Consider the following 14,768-nt stretch of genomic DNA (forward strand, 5'->3'; position numbering starts at 1 on the left):
AAATGGACCTTGCTGTCTCGTCGTCAGTACTTGAGCCGGATGGATCGTTTCCAGCATGGATGTTCGGCGCGAACTTTAGGGCGTGACTGCGCTGAGATCAACTAAAAATGTCGCATTTTTATAAGCCTTCATCACGGGGCCAAAGTGAGCTATTTAAGTAACCGACCTTGATGACGGTGTGATGTTCCCTCGGTGGCTTTTTTGGGGGTTGCCAAATAGACGAAGCCCGCCATTAGGCGGGCTTCGGTAGTTGCACGTTGAAGCGTGGCTTACCTTGGGGGAAGGATCAGGCCGGGCCTCAAAATGCAGTACTCAGGGTCAACGACAGGCTGCGCGGATCACCGTAGATGGCGCCAGCGTAGAAGCCGTAGCGGGTGTAGTAGGTTTTGTCGAAGAGGTTATTGGCGTTCAGGGTAACGGCCGTGTCCTCGGTGAGGTCGTATTTGGCCATTGCGCTCCAGATGGCATAACCCGCCCAAGTCACATCGGTGGGGCCGCGGCTCACGCCGTTGGTGGGAATGCCCGCCGGGGTGGAAGTGGCACGAATGCTGGTTTGCGCGGTGACACCGGTACCCACGGTCAAGCGATCAAGCACACCCGACAGGCGATAGGTGGTCGAAGCCTTGAACAGGTGCGACGGGTCACTTTGGCCATCGGCGTTGAGGCGACGGAAGTGCAGATAGGTGTAGCCACCGTAGACATTCCAGTTGGGCGTCAACGCGCCGGAGACTTCGAGGTCGATACCTTCTGTCTCTACGCCGGTACCCGTGGTGTAGGCCTGAGCCCCGGTGGGCGTCAGGTTGGCACCATCGGTCACTGCCTTGTTTTCCTGGCGGGTCAGGAAGTAGGCCGCTTGCGCATTGACCTGACCGTCAAACCATTCACCTTTAATACCGGTTTCATAGCTCTGACCGCGAATCGGCTCAAGCTTGTTGCCGCTGGCGTTTTCTTCGCTTTGCGGGCTAAAGATATCGGTGTAACTGGCGTACAGCGAGTAGGTGTCGTTGAGGTCATACACCGCGCCGAGGTAAGGCGTGACGATACCGTTTTGTTGTTGATTACTGCGGGCACCGTTAGTCGACAACGTCGTGCTGCTGTAATCGCTGATGCGCGCGCCCAGGATCACCGACAACGGTTCGGTAATGCTCAGGCGGGTGGCCGCATACATGCCTTGCAGGCGGGTGGTGGTTTTGCTGTGCAGGCCGGTTTTGTAGGCGTTGATCCGGTAGTCGCTATCGACCCCGTTGTGCCAGTCGGTAATCGGGAAACCGTTGTTCGCCCGGAACTGGCACCCCAGCGCGCTGGCACTGGTGCGGTCATCGCTGACCATATTGCAGCGGTATTGAGGGGACCAGGCGACAGTGCGGCTGTCGTTGTAGCCGAACATGGCCTGATGGGTGCGTCCGAACAGGCTGAAAGGTCCGGTCACATCGACTTGTGCCGATTGCTGGGTGGTGTCGGTGGAGCTGTGCAGGCCGTTGAGCACGGCGCCGCTGCCATCCTGGTTCCAGTAACCGCCGAATGCGCCGCCACCTTGAGAGTTGACCTTGGCCAGCCCGCGGTGATTCAACGCGTCGGTGGTGCTTTGCGCGGCTTTGATGTTGAGCGTCCAGTCATTGTCAAAGCGATGCTCCAGCGAGCCGAACGCTGTGCGCGTGGTGTACTCGCCAAAACTCCAGCTCGGCACCACGTTGGTGCTGCGCGGCAGGCTGGTTTTACTGCCATCGCCGTACCAGATCGGGATGTTCGCGCCCCAGCCGCCGCCCACAATTTTGTAGTACTCATATTGATAACCCGCGCCGAGGGTTGTGGCATCGGTCAGGTCAAATTCGACATTGACCAGCGCGGCCCGCGAACGGTCGGACTGCTGATCGCGAAAAGAGTTGGCATCCTGTTGGGTCATGACCAGACGCGAGCGCAAGCGGCCATCTTCAGACAAGGGCAGGTTGAGGTCAGCGCCCAGGCGTCGCTTGTCCCAACTGCCATAGGTGGCGTAAGCACTGCCGCCGAATTCGAAGCCAGGACGTTTGCGGATCAGGTTGACGGTGGCCGATGGGTCGCCCGTGCCGCCCAGCAGGCCATTGGCGCCGCGAACGATGTCGATACGTTCGTACATGTCCATGTTCAGCGAGCTGCCTGCGCCGCTGAAGTCCGAGCCACCCTGAAACTGCAGGCCGTCGGTTTTCCAGTTGGTAATCGGATAGCCGCGTGCCCGGTACTCGGTGCGCCCGCCCACTTCTGACTTGCTCATGGTGACGCCGGGTGCGCTGTCCAGAGCTTGCTCGATAGTGGTGATCTGGCGGTCTGCCATTTGTTCTTGAGTGATGGTGGTGACCGATTGTGGCGTCTGGCGCGGGGTGAGTTTCATGCCCGTGGAACTGGTGGTGCTCTTGACGGTGTAACCCAGTTGGCCGGTGCTTTCATCGGCTGAGGGTTGAGTGCCTTCAACATTCAGGGTGTCCAGTTCAAGCGGCGCGGCCGCAGCCTGTTGGCTGGCCATGGCGAACAGTGCACTGAGGCCCATGGCTACCATGATTGCGACAGGGTTGCGGGGCGCTGTAGGGCGAGAAGGGGTGCTTAACATCAAAGGTCGTGCTGATAGATCCGTCATCATGCCCTGCGTTGTCATTGGTAATACTTCGTATTTGCAGATAATGTTTGGTAGCATTTTAGGTATCGCGCCGTCAGGCACTATTACGGATATGTGTGGGTATGTAATGGAATGTAATGAACGCTACGTTTTACCCACCGCAAAACCGCTCGTGGCCGCCAAAACCCTGTTGGTGGTGGATGACGACGATGAAATCCGCGAGTTGCTGTGCGATTACCTGAGTGAGAACGGCGACCATGTGCTGGCCGCAGCCGATGGCATTGAGATGTGGGCGCAGTTGGAGCGCCAGGCTGTCGATCTGGTGGTGCTGGACGTGATGCTGCCGGGCGAAGACGGCCTGAGCCTGTGTCGCCAGTTGCAGTCGCGGCCGGGCCTGAGCGTCATCATGCTGTCCGCCAAGGGCTCAGCGCTGGATCGCATCATTGGTCTGGAGGTGGGGGCCGACGATTATTTGACCAAGCCTTTCGAACCCCGTGAACTGGTGGCCAGAATCAAGGCCGTGATGCGCCGGCAAACACGGGCCGAACCCATTGCGGATCTCCCGATCACGACCCAGCACGAGTTTGTTGGCTATCGCCTCGATTATGTAAAGCGCCTGCTGCATATCCCGGATGGCCAGACGCTAACCTTGCCGCGCTCCGACTTCAGGGTGTTGCGTGACTTGCTCCAGGTCCGTGAACACGTGCTGTCGCGTGATCAATTAACACTCAGTGCGATGGGCCGTGAATACTCGCCCGACGACCGCTCGATCGACATGTGCATCAGCCGTTTGCGCCAGCATTTCAAGGACGGGCCCGTGCAGATCGTGACCGTGCGCAATGAAGGCTATCTGTTAAGTGTTTCCAGCCCCGAAGCGGCGGTTTAATCCGATGCGCGAAGTGCTGTGAAGGGGGGGATGCGCCTGTGGCCCAAAACCCTGTTCGGCCAACTGACGCTGATTCTGGTCAGCGGCACGCTGGCTATTCAATTATTGTCGAGCAGCATCTGGTTCGACGTGCGCTATGCGCAAGTCCTCGAAGCCCCGGTCCGGCTGATGGCCAGCCGAACAGCACAACTGATTAACCAAAGCCGTTGTGTGCCGGGGCAACCCCAAACAGCTCCGGCCAATTACACGGTCAGGTGCCTGACCTCGAAACCTGATATTCAACCTGAAAACGACCGTGCGGCCCGACGCACGGCTTTGCTGTTGAAACAGGCGCTGGCGTATGAGTTGGGGCATGAACCAACGATTGAAATGATTGAGGTCGACTTGACCGATGCCGCGGGTCAGCCGCTGGTCTGGCGCAGCCTGTTTGGCCTGCAAACGGCCACGGCCCATATCGACTTCGCGGTGCCTCTGGCCGATGGTCATTGGTTGAGCGTCGAGGGGCACGAGTTGCAGGGCTGGAGCGGCGAGTCCGCGTGGGCGTTGATTGCCGACTACATCCTGCGGGTCTATGTGGTGCGCATTATCGGCGTGATCGGGATGTGCTGGCTGGCGGTGCGGCTGTGTCTGCGCCCGCTAAAACGGCTGAGTGACGCCGCCAATGCGCTGGGCGATAACCTGGATCAGAAACCGTTGGCGGTTGAAGGGCCGCTGGAGGTTCGACAGGCCGCCCAGACGTTTAACGCCATGCAAAAACAGATTGTCGCGATGGTCAATGACCAGAGTTTTTTTCTCGCGGCGGTGTCCCACGACTTGCGAACACCGTTGACCCGCATGCGTTTGCGCATTGAACGGCTGAGCGATCTCGATCAGCGTGAGCGCTTGAAACAGAACATCTACCAAATGGACAAGATGATTACCCAGGTACTCGTCTATCTGCAGAGTGCCAACCAGCACACGTGCCAGTTTATTGATGTCGATAGCGTGTTGCGCAACCTGTGCGCCGAGTTGTCGACGCCCGCCGAGCCTTTGCCTGTCAGCGGCCGGGGCGGGATGATCTACGCCAACGGCGTGCTGGTGCACCGGTGCTTGCAAAACTTGCTGGTGAACGCACAAGCCTATGCCCGCGAAATAACGATTGAGGTTGAGCGCTTGCCAAACGGTGTGACGTTGCGCATCAACGACCGGGGGCCTGGCATCGCGCAAACAGTTTTGCAGTCGGTCACCGATCCGTTCGTGCGCGCAGATACCTCACGCAACGATCAATCAGGTGGTTTTGGCTTGGGCCTGAGTATCGCCAAGCGCATTGCCGTCAGCCACAAGGGCAGCCTGACGCTGAACAATCGTGAAGGGGGCGGTTTGACCGCCTGTGTATTCTTGCCCGCTCAGTGAGGGTGGCGGTCCGATGTTTCACACTTCATGAACCGAGCCGCCACGGTTTGGCCCTTGCTGCAGAATCTGAGGGCTCTAGCATGGGCTGACTATTAGAAGGAGCAGCCTCATGTTCGCGGGATTTCACACAGCACAGCGCCAGGTCAATGGCGTGCAGATTGCCTACCGTGTCGGGGGCAGCGGGCCGGGTTTGTTGTTGATCCATGGCCACCCGCAAACGCACGTGATCTGGCACAAAGTCGCCGAGCAGTTGGCTGAACATTTCACTGTGGTCGCGGCCGACTTGCGGGGCTACGGCGACAGCGAAAAGCCCGAAGCGGTGGCGGATCACAGCAACTACAGCAAACGCGAAATGGCCCGCGACTCATTGGCGTTGATGCGCAGCCTGGGGTTCGAGCAGTTTTCGGTGCTGGCCCATGATCGCGGTGCCCGTGTTGCCCATCGTCTGGCGCTGGACCACCCGCAGGCCGTCAGCCGTTTGGTGATGCTCGACATTGCCCCGACGCTGGCCATGTACGCGCAAACCAATGAAGCCTTTGCCCGGGCTTACTGGCACTGGTTCTTCTTGATTCGCCCGGCGCCGTTGCCTGAGCGCCTCATCGAGGCCGACCCTGAGCAGTACGTGCTCAGCGTGATGGGCAGCCGCAGTGCCGGCCTGCAACCGTTTACGCCACACGCGCTGGCCGAATACGTGCGCTGCATTCAACTGCCGGGTGCCGCGCGGGGGATCTGCGAAGACTACCGTGCCAGCGCCGGAATTGACCTTGAGCACGACCGCGAAGACATTGCTGCGGGTCGGCATTTGAATAGGCCGGTGCTGGTGTTGTGGGGTGCGGAGGGCACGGTGGGGCGTTGTTTCGACCCGCTTGCCGAGTGGCAGAAAGTCGCGACCGATGTCCGTGGTCAGGCGTTGCCGTCCGGGCACTACATTGCCGAAGAAGTCCCTGAACTGCTGCTTGAGCACGTGTTGCCTTTTCTGCGCTGAGCTATTCTGTGCGCTCTTGCCGCCAAGCCGTTCATGACCATGCCGCCAAAAAAAGACAGTGCGCCGTTGCCTGAAGACCTGCGGGTCTTCCTCACGGTTGTGCGCAAGGGTGGCTTTGCCGCCGCGGCAGAAGAGCTGGGATTGTCTCCAGCCTATGTCAGCAAACGCATTCAAATCCTCGAAACCACCTTGGGCAGCCGCTTGTTGCACCGCACCAGCCGCCGTGTCGCGCTGACCGACGACGGCGAGCGGGTGCAGCGCTGGGCGGTGCGCATCCTCGATGATGTTCAGCAGTTGCAGGACGAACTATGCGAAGCGCATACCGCGCCCCGTGGTCGTTTGCACCTGTGCAGCAGTTTTGGCTTTGGCCGCAACCATGTTGCGCCCGCCATTTCGTTACTGGCCGAGCAGTACCCGGAACTGGAAATCCGTCTCGATGTGTTCGACCGCGTGGTGGACATTGTTCATGAAGGTTTTGACCTGGAAATCCACGTGGGCGATGACATTGCGGGTCAACACATCGGTCGTCGTCTGGCCACCAATAACCGCGTGCTGTGCGCTTCGCCCGACTACCTCAAGCGCCGGGGTGTGCCTGAATCGCTGCAAGACCTGCAGCAGCACGATTGTCTGGTGCTCAAAGAACGCGATAACGCGTTTGGTATCTGGCAACTGCAAGGCCTGGAGGGCGAAGCCAGCGTGCGCGTCAGCGGGCCGTTGTCGTCGAACAGTGGCGAAATAGTGTTGCAGTGGGCGCTGGACGGGCGCGGAGTGTTGCTGCGTTCGATGTGGGATGTCAGGCCGCTGCTGGAGCAGGGCAAGTTGGTACAGGTGCTGGCTGACTACCGGCAAAGCGCTGACGTGTGGGCGGTGTACCCGACGCGCTTGGCCAACTCGGGAAAGCTGCGGGTGTGCGTGGAATTTTTGCAGGCGCATTTGGGGCGATTGACGCTGTAAGCCAATACTTAAACCCTTGTGGGAGATTCTATGGTGCATAGCAAGCCGATTTCGTAGCAGTTGCCGAGCACCGCGAGGCTACGTCCGATGGCGAAGCGATCGTAAACCCTAAGTGCAGGGTACAACTGATACCCCGCAGTGCTTAATTTTACGACTTCTGTGCAGCCGGACGTAGCCTCGCGGTGCTCGGCAACTGCTACGAGATTTGCGCGCGCCATAGATCTGTGAGAGCTGGCTTAGGGTTTCAGTTGAGCCACGGGTTGGCTTCTAAGTGCCGTTCTTGGAACTCGCGAATCTGCGGACTGCGTTGCAAGGTGCTGCCAATGGCATCCAGCCCCTGTAGCAGCGCGGTTTTGCGCAGGCCATCGATCTGAAATGGCAGCGACGAGCCATCCGCCACCTGAATGCATTGGGCGCTGAGATCAACTGTGATTTCAGCGGTCTCTGCTTGGCTAACGGTGTGCCCCAGCGTTTGCACCTGCGCCTCTTCCAGGGAAATCACCAACACCCCGTTGCGCTGGCAGTTGTCATAAAAGATTCCGGCGAAGCTGCTGCCGATCAAGGCGCGGATACCCAGTTGCTTCAATCCCCAGACCGCATGTTCCCGGCTGGAACCACAGCCAAAATTCGGCCCGGTGACCAAAAAGCGTGCGTCCTGCCAGCCCGGCTGATTAAGGATGAATGCCGGGTTCGGTTCGCCCGAAGGCAGAAAGCGCAGGTCAAAAAACAGACCGCGATCCAGTCCGTTGCGATCAATGCCTTTAAGAAATTGTTTAGGCATGATCACGTCGGTATCGATGTTGGCCGCGAGCATCGGTGCCGCCTTGCCGCTGACGATGGTGAAAGGTTGCATGCTCAGATTCTCCCTGACAGTTGGCGAACGTCCACTAAGTGACCCGCAATGGCGGCGGCCGCGACCATCGCCGGGCTCATCAAGTGGGTGCGTGCCCCGGCGCCCTGGCGGCCTTCGAAGTTGCGATTGGTACTGGACGCACAGCGGTCGCCGGGGGCGAGTACGTCATCATTCATGGCCAGGCACATGGAGCAGCCGGATTGACGCCACTCAAAACCGGCGTCGATAAAGATCTCGGCCAACCCTTCGGCCTCGGCCTGATCACGCACCTGAGTCGACCCCGGCACGATCATCGCCCGCACATGCGTGGCCACTTTCTGACCACGCACCACCTGCGCCGCGTCGCGTAAATCCTCAATGCGGGCGTTGGTGCACGAACCGATAAAGGCATGGCTGATCACCACTTCATTGAGCGGCGTGCCAGCCTCCAGGCCCATGTAGTTCAAGGCGCGGCGCATGTCCTGACGCAAGATCAAGTCACTGATCGCTTGCGGGTCCGGCACGCTGCTGCCAATGGCGGCGGCCTGATCGGGGCTGGTGCCCCACGTGACCATCGGTTGCAGGTCAGAGGCGTCCAGTTGCACCTCTTGATCGAACTGCGCGTCGGGGTCGCTATAAAGCAGGCGCCAACGCTCAACCGCGTGTTCCCACAACTCGCCTTGTGGGGCACGGGGCTTGTCTTTGAGGTAGGCGTACACCTTGTCATCGGGCGCCATAAAAGCGCCGCGCGCACCGGCTTCCACGGCCATGTTGCAGATGGTCATGCGCGCTTCAACGCTCAATGCATCGATGGTCGAGCCGGTAAATTCGATGGCATACCCGGTGGCGCCGGACGCGCCGATTTTGCTGATCAGGGCCATGATCACGTCTTTTGACGTCAGCCCCAGCCCCAGCGCGCCTTCGACGGTCACACGCATACGTTTCAGGCGTTTGTAGACCAGCGTCTGAGTGGCCAGCAGGTGCTCGATTTCGGAGGTGCCGATACCAAAGCCGAAGGCACCGAGCGCGCCATACGTCGTGGTGTGACTGTCGCCCGCGGCGATCACCATGCCGGGCAGGATGAAGCCTTGCTCGGGGGCGATAACGTGTTCGATGCCCTGGCGCTGGTCGAGTACATCAAACAACTCGATGCCAAACGTTTCGCAGTTCTGTTGCAGATACGACACCTGCAACGCACCGCCCGCATCGGCCATGGCGGCCACGCGCACGGGGGCAGTCGGGTTCACATGGTCAACCACCGCCAAGGCGGTTTGCGGGCGCCACACCTCGCGCCCGGCTTCACGCAAACCACTGAAGGCTTGCGGGCTGGTGTATTCGTTAATGACCTGACGGTCTATATAAAGCAAGACATGACCTTGATCATCGAGCGCGCACACGGTGTGCGCATCAATGTGCTTGTCATAGAGAGTTTTGGCGTGGGTCATGGCGTTGGCTCGCAGCGAAGGGCGTGCGAACCATCATAAAGACGGGAGTGGCACCATCAATGGCGATGCAGTGATGGCTCAGAACATGATTCGTGTTGGATGCGAAAACTGTGTAGTCGCTGCCGCAGGCTGCGATGGGTCGCGCAGAGACCCTGATGTTGAAGGTCCTGCGGCCCTTATCGCAGCCTGCGGCAGCGGCTACAGGGTTAGGCCAGCGCGGTTTCGGCGGGCGAAACAATGCTGGTCTTGGCGCCACGCGAGCGACCCGAGCTCAGGTACGCGGCAATCGATTCTTGCGTCACCTCCCCCTGGAACACGTGTTCGGCGTCCATGACCGGCAACCACGAGCGGTTGAACTCGTACATGCGCGACAGCAGGATGCGCAAGTGCTCTTCGGAGGCCGCCGTGGCGGTGAATTCGCGCAGGTATTGGCCGCAGGTGCCGGTCTGGCGATGCAGGTCGCGACGGCGCACGTAGCCCAATGCCTTGTTCTCGGCGCAGGTCACTACCACGTAACGGCGGTCGAGTTCGTCCATCAACTCCAACGCCTCGCCAACCGGCGTTTCAGGGCTGACCGATGGCGCGTTGTCGGCCGCGTCTTCGGCTTTGACCAACAGCAAGCGCTTGAGTGTGCTGTCCTGGCCCACGAAGTTGCTGACAAAGTCATCGGCCGGGTGCGCCAGCAAAGTGTCCGGGTGGTCCATTTGCAGCAGTTTGCCGCCCCGGAAGATGGCGATTTTGTCGCCCAGCTTGATCGCTTCGTCAATGTCGTGGCTGACCATGATCACGGTCTTGTTCAGCGCGCGCTGCATTTCGAAGAACTCGTTCTGGATCATCTCGCGGTTGATCGGGTCGACCGCGCCGAATGGCTCATCCATCAATAGCAGCGGTGCGTCGGCCGCCAGAGCACGAATCACGCCGATACGCTGCTGCTGGCCGCCCGACAATTCACGCGGGTAGCGATGCAGGTACTGCTTGGGCTCCAGCTTGATCATGCTCATCAGTTCGCGGGCACGGTCGTGGCACTTCTGTTTGTCCCAACCCAGCAGGCGCGGGACCACGGTGATGTTTTCTTCGATGGTCATGTTCGGAAACAAACCGATCTGCTGAATCACATAACCGATATTGCGACGCAAGGTGACTGCGTCCAGATCGGTGGTGTCTTCGCCATTGATCAAAATCTTGCCGGAGGTCGGCTTGATCAGGCGGTTGATCATTTTCAGCGTGGTGCTTTTGCCGCAACCCGAAGGCCCGAGGAATACGCAGATTTCGCCTTCGTTGACGGTCAGGCTTACCGAGTCCACGGCCTTTACATCTTTGCCGTTGCTTTGGAAGGTCTTGCTGAGGTTTTGAAGTTCGATCATTTGAGCAGTCCTTTTGGAGTCAGCGAGCGTTGCAGCCATTGCAGAAGCAAGTCAGCGAAGATGGCCAGAAGGCTGACCAATACTGCGCCGACGATCAGCATCGACATGTCACTGCGGCTGATTGCAGCAAGAATAAGTACACCCAGACCACCCGCGCCGATGGTGGCAGCGATGGTCATGACGCCAATGTTCATGACCACGGCGGTGCGTACACCGGCCAGGATCACCGGCACGGCGATGGGCAGTTCAACCATGCGCAAGCGCTGGCTAAAGGTCATGCCGATGCCGCGGGCGGCTTCGCGAATACCGGCTTCCACACCCGTGAGGGCGAGGTAGGTGTTTCGCATGATCGGCAGCAGCGAGTACAAAAACACTGCCGTAATGGCTGGCATCGGGCCCAGGCCCTGGCCGAACTTGGAGTAGAACGGCAGCAGCAGGCCGAACAGCGCAATCGAAGGGATGGTCAGCAGCACCGTGGCACTGGCTTGCATCGGGCCAGCCAGCGACGGAAAGCGGGTCATCAGCACGCCGAGCGGTACGCCGACCACGATGGCCAGGGTCACAGCAATTCCGACCAAGGTGATGTGCTGCAACGTCAGGTGTGCGACCAGCGTCCAGTCCATGTGGGAAAAGGCGTTTAGAAATTCCATGTCTTCTCCTCAGTTGAGTGGGTGTTGGCGCAGAAAGTCTGCGGCGACTTTGGACGGGCTTTCGTGGTCGACGTCGACCCGTGCGTTGAGTTGGCGCATGGTTTCGTCATCAAACAGATCGGCCAGCGGCTTGAGCAGACCTTCGAGGTCCGGGTGCTGATCCAGATAGGCTTTACGCACCACTGGCGCTGCGGTGTAGTCCGGGAAGTAATGCTTGTCGTCGTCCAGCAGCTTGAGGTTGAAAGCGCTCAAGCGCCCGTCGGTGGTGTACACCAGACCGGCAAACACCTGACCGTTCTTCAGCGCGGTGTAGACCAGTCCGGCGTCCATCTGGCGAATGTTTTTGCGGGTCAGGTCCATGTCGTAGAGCTTGACCATGCCCTGCAAGCCGTCGGAGCGATTGGCGAACTCGGTGTCCAGTGCCACCAGCGCCCCTTTGTTTTGCGGGTCACGCAGCGCCTTGTCCAGATCGCTGATGCTGTTGATGTCCGGGAACTCTTCAGCCACGTTTTGTGGCAGTGCCAGCGCATAGGTGTTGCTGAACTTGGACGGGTGCAGCCAGATCAGTCCCTGTTTTGCGTCGACTTCTTTGACCCGATCGTAGGCGTGCTCTTTGTCGAGCTTCTCAGTGATGTGGTTGTAGGCCACCAGCGACACACCGGTGTACTCCCACACCATGTCCAGTTGTCCGGATTCATGGGCGGAGCGTGCCAGGCTGCTGCCCAGTCCGCCGGTGACCTGGGCGTTGTAGCCCTTGCTATTGAGGTACTGCGAGGTGATTTCCGCGAGCAGTGTTTGCTCGGTAAACACGCGCGCCCCGATGCGGATCAAAGGTTTTTCAGCGGCTTGGACAATTCCTGCGCACAGCAGGACGCAGCCTAATAAAAAGCTAATTTTCTTCATGGTTATTCCTTTGCTCAGCCGGACCTATGCAGGTCGCAGACCGCGTTCCAGCCAGCGGCGGCTGATGAGTATCACCAGGCCGTCGAGCAGCAATGCCAACAGCGCGGTGCAAGCTGCGCCAAGGATCAATTGCGGCTGATTGTTAAGGGCGATGCCAGGGAAAATCAGGCTGCCCAGGCTGTTGGCGCCGATCAGGAACGCCAGCGGTGCAGTGCCGACGTTGATCGCCAGAGCCACTCGCACACCGCCCATGATGATGGGCACGGCATTGGGCAGTTCGACCCTCCAAAGCACTTGGCCCGGGGTCATGCCGATGCCGACGGCGGCTTCCTTGAGTGAACCCTGAACGTTTTTCAGGCCTTCGTAGGTGTTGCGCACAATGGGCAGCAACGAGGCGAGAAACAGGGCGAAGATGGCAGGCCCGCTGCCGATCCCCAGAAAGCCCAGGGCAATGGCCAGTACCGCTAGAGGTGGCACGGTGTTACCGATGTTGAAGACCTGCATGAAGCGTTCCGCACGTCCGGCCATATTCGGTCGGCTGAGGAAAATGCCAGCGGGTATCCCTACAACGAGGGCGGCAAGCATTGAAGCGAGTACGAGGTACAGGTGGGCTTGCAGGTAGAACAACAAATCATCTTGATAGTGTTCGATAGTGCTGATGCCGATCCAGTGGACCAACAGGGCCAGGAGGGCGGCAACAGCCACGCATCCTATAAGCCCTTTTCCATAGCGATTAGCCACAGACGGACTCCTTTTTTTCAGTCGGCGGACACATTGTCATGTGGCAAGGCCATTTCTGGCTGCCGACAACGTGTTCGCGAAGAGCAACAAGTGGGTGCGAAAAACGCCTCCATCACCTGTCATTAGCGCAGCCTCGTCAGGCTAACTTGCTGATATTTCAGCCCCTGACGGTTTGTCGTATCAGGAGAGTGGACGCCTCCACTGCGCAAAAGGTTCACATTTTTTACGGCACATTGCCACCCTTGTCCGACGAGCAAGGGTACCAACGGTGGCTGTACAGCCCTGATTTGGGCTATAATCCGCGCCCTTTTTTGAATCAATCGTCAGGCGATTTCCCATGACCCAACAGGCCGCCGAAGTCGCGAAACGCCGCACTTTCGCTATTATTTCCCACCCCGATGCGGGTAAGACCACCATCACTGAAAAGCTCTTGCTGATGGGTAAGGCGATTGCTGTCGCCGGTACGGTGAAATCGCGAAAGTCCGACCGCCATGCCACCTCCGACTGGATGGAAATGGAGAAACAACGGGGTATTTCGATTACCACGTCGGTCATGCAGTTCCCGTATCGCGACCACATGATCAACCTGCTCGACACTCCGGGCCACGAAGACTTCTCGGAAGATACCTACCGCACATTGACGGCGGTCGACTCGGCCCTGATGGTGCTCGATGGCGGTAAAGGGGTTGAGCCTCGGACCATCGCCCTGATGGACGTGTGCCGTCTGCGTGACACGCCTATCGTCAGCTTCATCAACAAACTCGACCGCGACATTCGCGATCCGATCGAGTTGCTGGACGAAATCGAAGCGGTCCTCAAGATCAAGGCGGCGCCGATCACCTGGCCGATTGGCTGCTACCGCGACTTCAAGGGTGTTTATCACCTGGCTGACGACTACATCATCGTCTACACCGCCGGTCACGGTCATGAGCGCACTGACGTCAAAATCATCGAGAAACTCGACTCTGACGAAGCCCGCGCCCACTTGGGTGACGAGTACGATCGCTTTGTCGATCAGTTGGAACTGGTTCAAGGCGCCTGCCATGAATTCAACCAGCAGGAATTCCTTGATGGCCAACTGACCCCGGTGTTCTTCGGTACCGCGTTGGGCAACTTTGGTGTCGATCACGTGCTCGATGCTGTGGTCAATTGGGCACCGAAGCCGTTGGCCCGTGTGGCCAATGAGCGCACCGTTGAGCCGGTTGAAGAGAAGTTCAGCGGTTTCGTGTTCAAGATCCAGGCGAACATGGACCCCAAACACCGCGACCGCATTGCCTTTATGCGCATTTGCTCGGGCAAGTACGAAAAGGGCATGAAAATGCGCCACGTTCGTACCGGCAAAGACGTGCGCATCGGCGACGCGCTGACGTTCTTCTCCTCCGAGCGTGAGCAGCTTGAAGAAGCCTTTGCGGGCGACATCATCGGTTTGCACAACCACGGCACCATCCAGATCGGTGACACGTTCACCGAAGGTGAGAGCCTGAGCTTTACCGGTATCCCGCACTTCGCTCCGGAACTGTTCCGTCGTGTACGTCTGCGCGATCCGCTCAAGTCCAAGCAATTGCGTCAGGGCTTGCAGCAACTCGCCGAAGAAGGCGCCACACAGGTGTTCTTCCCGGAGCGCAGCAACGACATCATTCTGGGGGCCGTGGGTGTGCTGCAATTCGACGTGGTCGCGAGCCGCCTGAAAGAAGAATACAAAGTGGAATGCTCCTACGAGCCAATCACCGTGTACTCGGCGCGCTGGATTGACTGCGACGATAAAAAGAAAATGGAAGAATTCCGTGTCAAAGCGGTGGAAAACCTGGCTGTGGACGGTGGCGGTCACCTGACTTACCTGGCCCCGACCCGCGTTAACCTGGCGTTGATGGAAGAGCGCTGGCCTGACGTGAGCTTCCGTGCAACGCGTGAGCATCACTAAGCACTCCGGCGTTAAGGGTTAAAAAAGCGAAGCCTTCGGGCTTCGCTTTTTTTATGCCTGGCTATTTCAAATAGGTCTATCGCCTGCTTTAAGTTTCTGGAAAAG

The 14,768-nt window shown here is 58.9% G+C and carries 12 protein-coding genes; 5 read left to right on the forward strand and 7 right to left on the reverse strand.

Going from position 1 to position 14,768, the window contains the following annotated elements; translation table 11 throughout:
* Positions 1–298 precede the first annotated feature (298 nt).
* Complete coding sequence (locus RHM56_RS01770) at positions 299–2,533, reverse strand: TonB-dependent siderophore receptor (protein ID WP_322241664.1); 2,235 nt, start codon at positions 2,531–2,533, stop codon at positions 299–301.
* A 184-nt stretch (positions 2,534–2,717) separates the two neighbouring features.
* On the opposite strand from RHM56_RS01770, the gene RHM56_RS01775 reads away from it, so the two are divergent.
* The 4 genes from RHM56_RS01775 to RHM56_RS01790 all read left to right on the forward strand — a co-directional run bounded on the left by RHM56_RS01775 (position 2,718) and on the right by RHM56_RS01790 (position 6,807).
* Entirely contained in the window at positions 2,718–3,476 is a 759-nt protein-coding gene (locus tag RHM56_RS01775; RefSeq protein WP_322237962.1) for a response regulator, read from the forward strand.
* 30 nt (positions 3,477–3,506) lie between these two features.
* Positions 3,507–4,868, forward strand: coding sequence for an ATP-binding protein (locus RHM56_RS01780; RefSeq protein WP_416194878.1), 1,362 nt, complete (start codon positions 3,507–3,509; stop codon positions 4,866–4,868).
* 109 nt (positions 4,869–4,977) lie between these two features.
* Complete coding sequence (locus RHM56_RS01785; RefSeq protein WP_322237966.1) at positions 4,978–5,853, forward strand: alpha/beta hydrolase; 876 nt, start codon at positions 4,978–4,980, stop codon at positions 5,851–5,853.
* 39 nt (positions 5,854–5,892) lie between these two features.
* Positions 5,893–6,807, forward strand: coding sequence for a LysR substrate-binding domain-containing protein (locus RHM56_RS01790; RefSeq protein WP_322241666.1), 915 nt, complete (start codon positions 5,893–5,895; stop codon positions 6,805–6,807).
* Between the two features lie 244 nt (positions 6,808–7,051).
* Here the strand turns inward: RHM56_RS01790 and leuD are convergent, their stop codons facing one another.
* From leuD to RHM56_RS01820, 6 genes are all read right to left on the reverse strand, one after another.
* A complete protein-coding gene (leuD, locus tag RHM56_RS01795; RefSeq protein ID WP_322241667.1) occupies positions 7,052–7,666 on the reverse strand; it encodes a 3-isopropylmalate dehydratase small subunit in 615 nt (204 codons plus the stop codon).
* The gene (leuC, locus tag RHM56_RS01800; protein ID WP_322237968.1) at positions 7,663–9,084 is read right to left on the reverse strand and encodes a 3-isopropylmalate dehydratase large subunit; all 1,422 of its coding nucleotides are present in this window, start codon (positions 9,082–9,084) and stop codon (positions 7,663–7,665) included. The genes leuD and leuC overlap by 4 nt, the downstream gene beginning before the upstream one ends.
* Before the next feature lie 206 nt (positions 9,085–9,290).
* Positions 9,291–10,448 (reverse strand): ABC transporter ATP-binding protein, encoded by a 1,158-nt coding sequence (locus tag RHM56_RS01805; protein WP_322237970.1) that lies wholly within the window; start codon positions 10,446–10,448, stop codon positions 9,291–9,293.
* The gene (locus RHM56_RS01810; protein ID WP_322237972.1) at positions 10,445–11,098 is read right to left on the reverse strand and encodes an ABC transporter permease; all 654 of its coding nucleotides are present in this window, start codon (positions 11,096–11,098) and stop codon (positions 10,445–10,447) included. The genes RHM56_RS01805 and RHM56_RS01810 overlap by 4 nt, the downstream gene beginning before the upstream one ends.
* A 9-nt stretch (positions 11,099–11,107) precedes the next feature.
* Positions 11,108–12,001, reverse strand: a complete 894-nt coding sequence (locus RHM56_RS01815) for a glycine betaine ABC transporter substrate-binding protein (RefSeq protein WP_322237974.1) — start codon at positions 11,999–12,001, stop codon at positions 11,108–11,110.
* 24 nt (positions 12,002–12,025) lie between these two features.
* Positions 12,026–12,742, reverse strand: coding sequence for an ABC transporter permease (locus tag RHM56_RS01820; RefSeq protein ID WP_322237976.1), 717 nt, complete (start codon positions 12,740–12,742; stop codon positions 12,026–12,028).
* Between the two features lie 337 nt (positions 12,743–13,079).
* Between RHM56_RS01820 and RHM56_RS01825 the strand changes: the two genes are divergently transcribed.
* A complete protein-coding gene (locus RHM56_RS01825; RefSeq protein WP_322237978.1) occupies positions 13,080–14,663 on the forward strand; it encodes a peptide chain release factor 3 in 1,584 nt (527 codons plus the stop codon).
* Positions 14,664–14,768 lie beyond the last annotated feature (105 nt).

Source organism: Pseudomonas sp. CCC3.1, from assembly GCF_034347405.1.
Lineage (GTDB): Bacteria > Pseudomonadota > Gammaproteobacteria > Pseudomonadales > Pseudomonadaceae > Aquipseudomonas.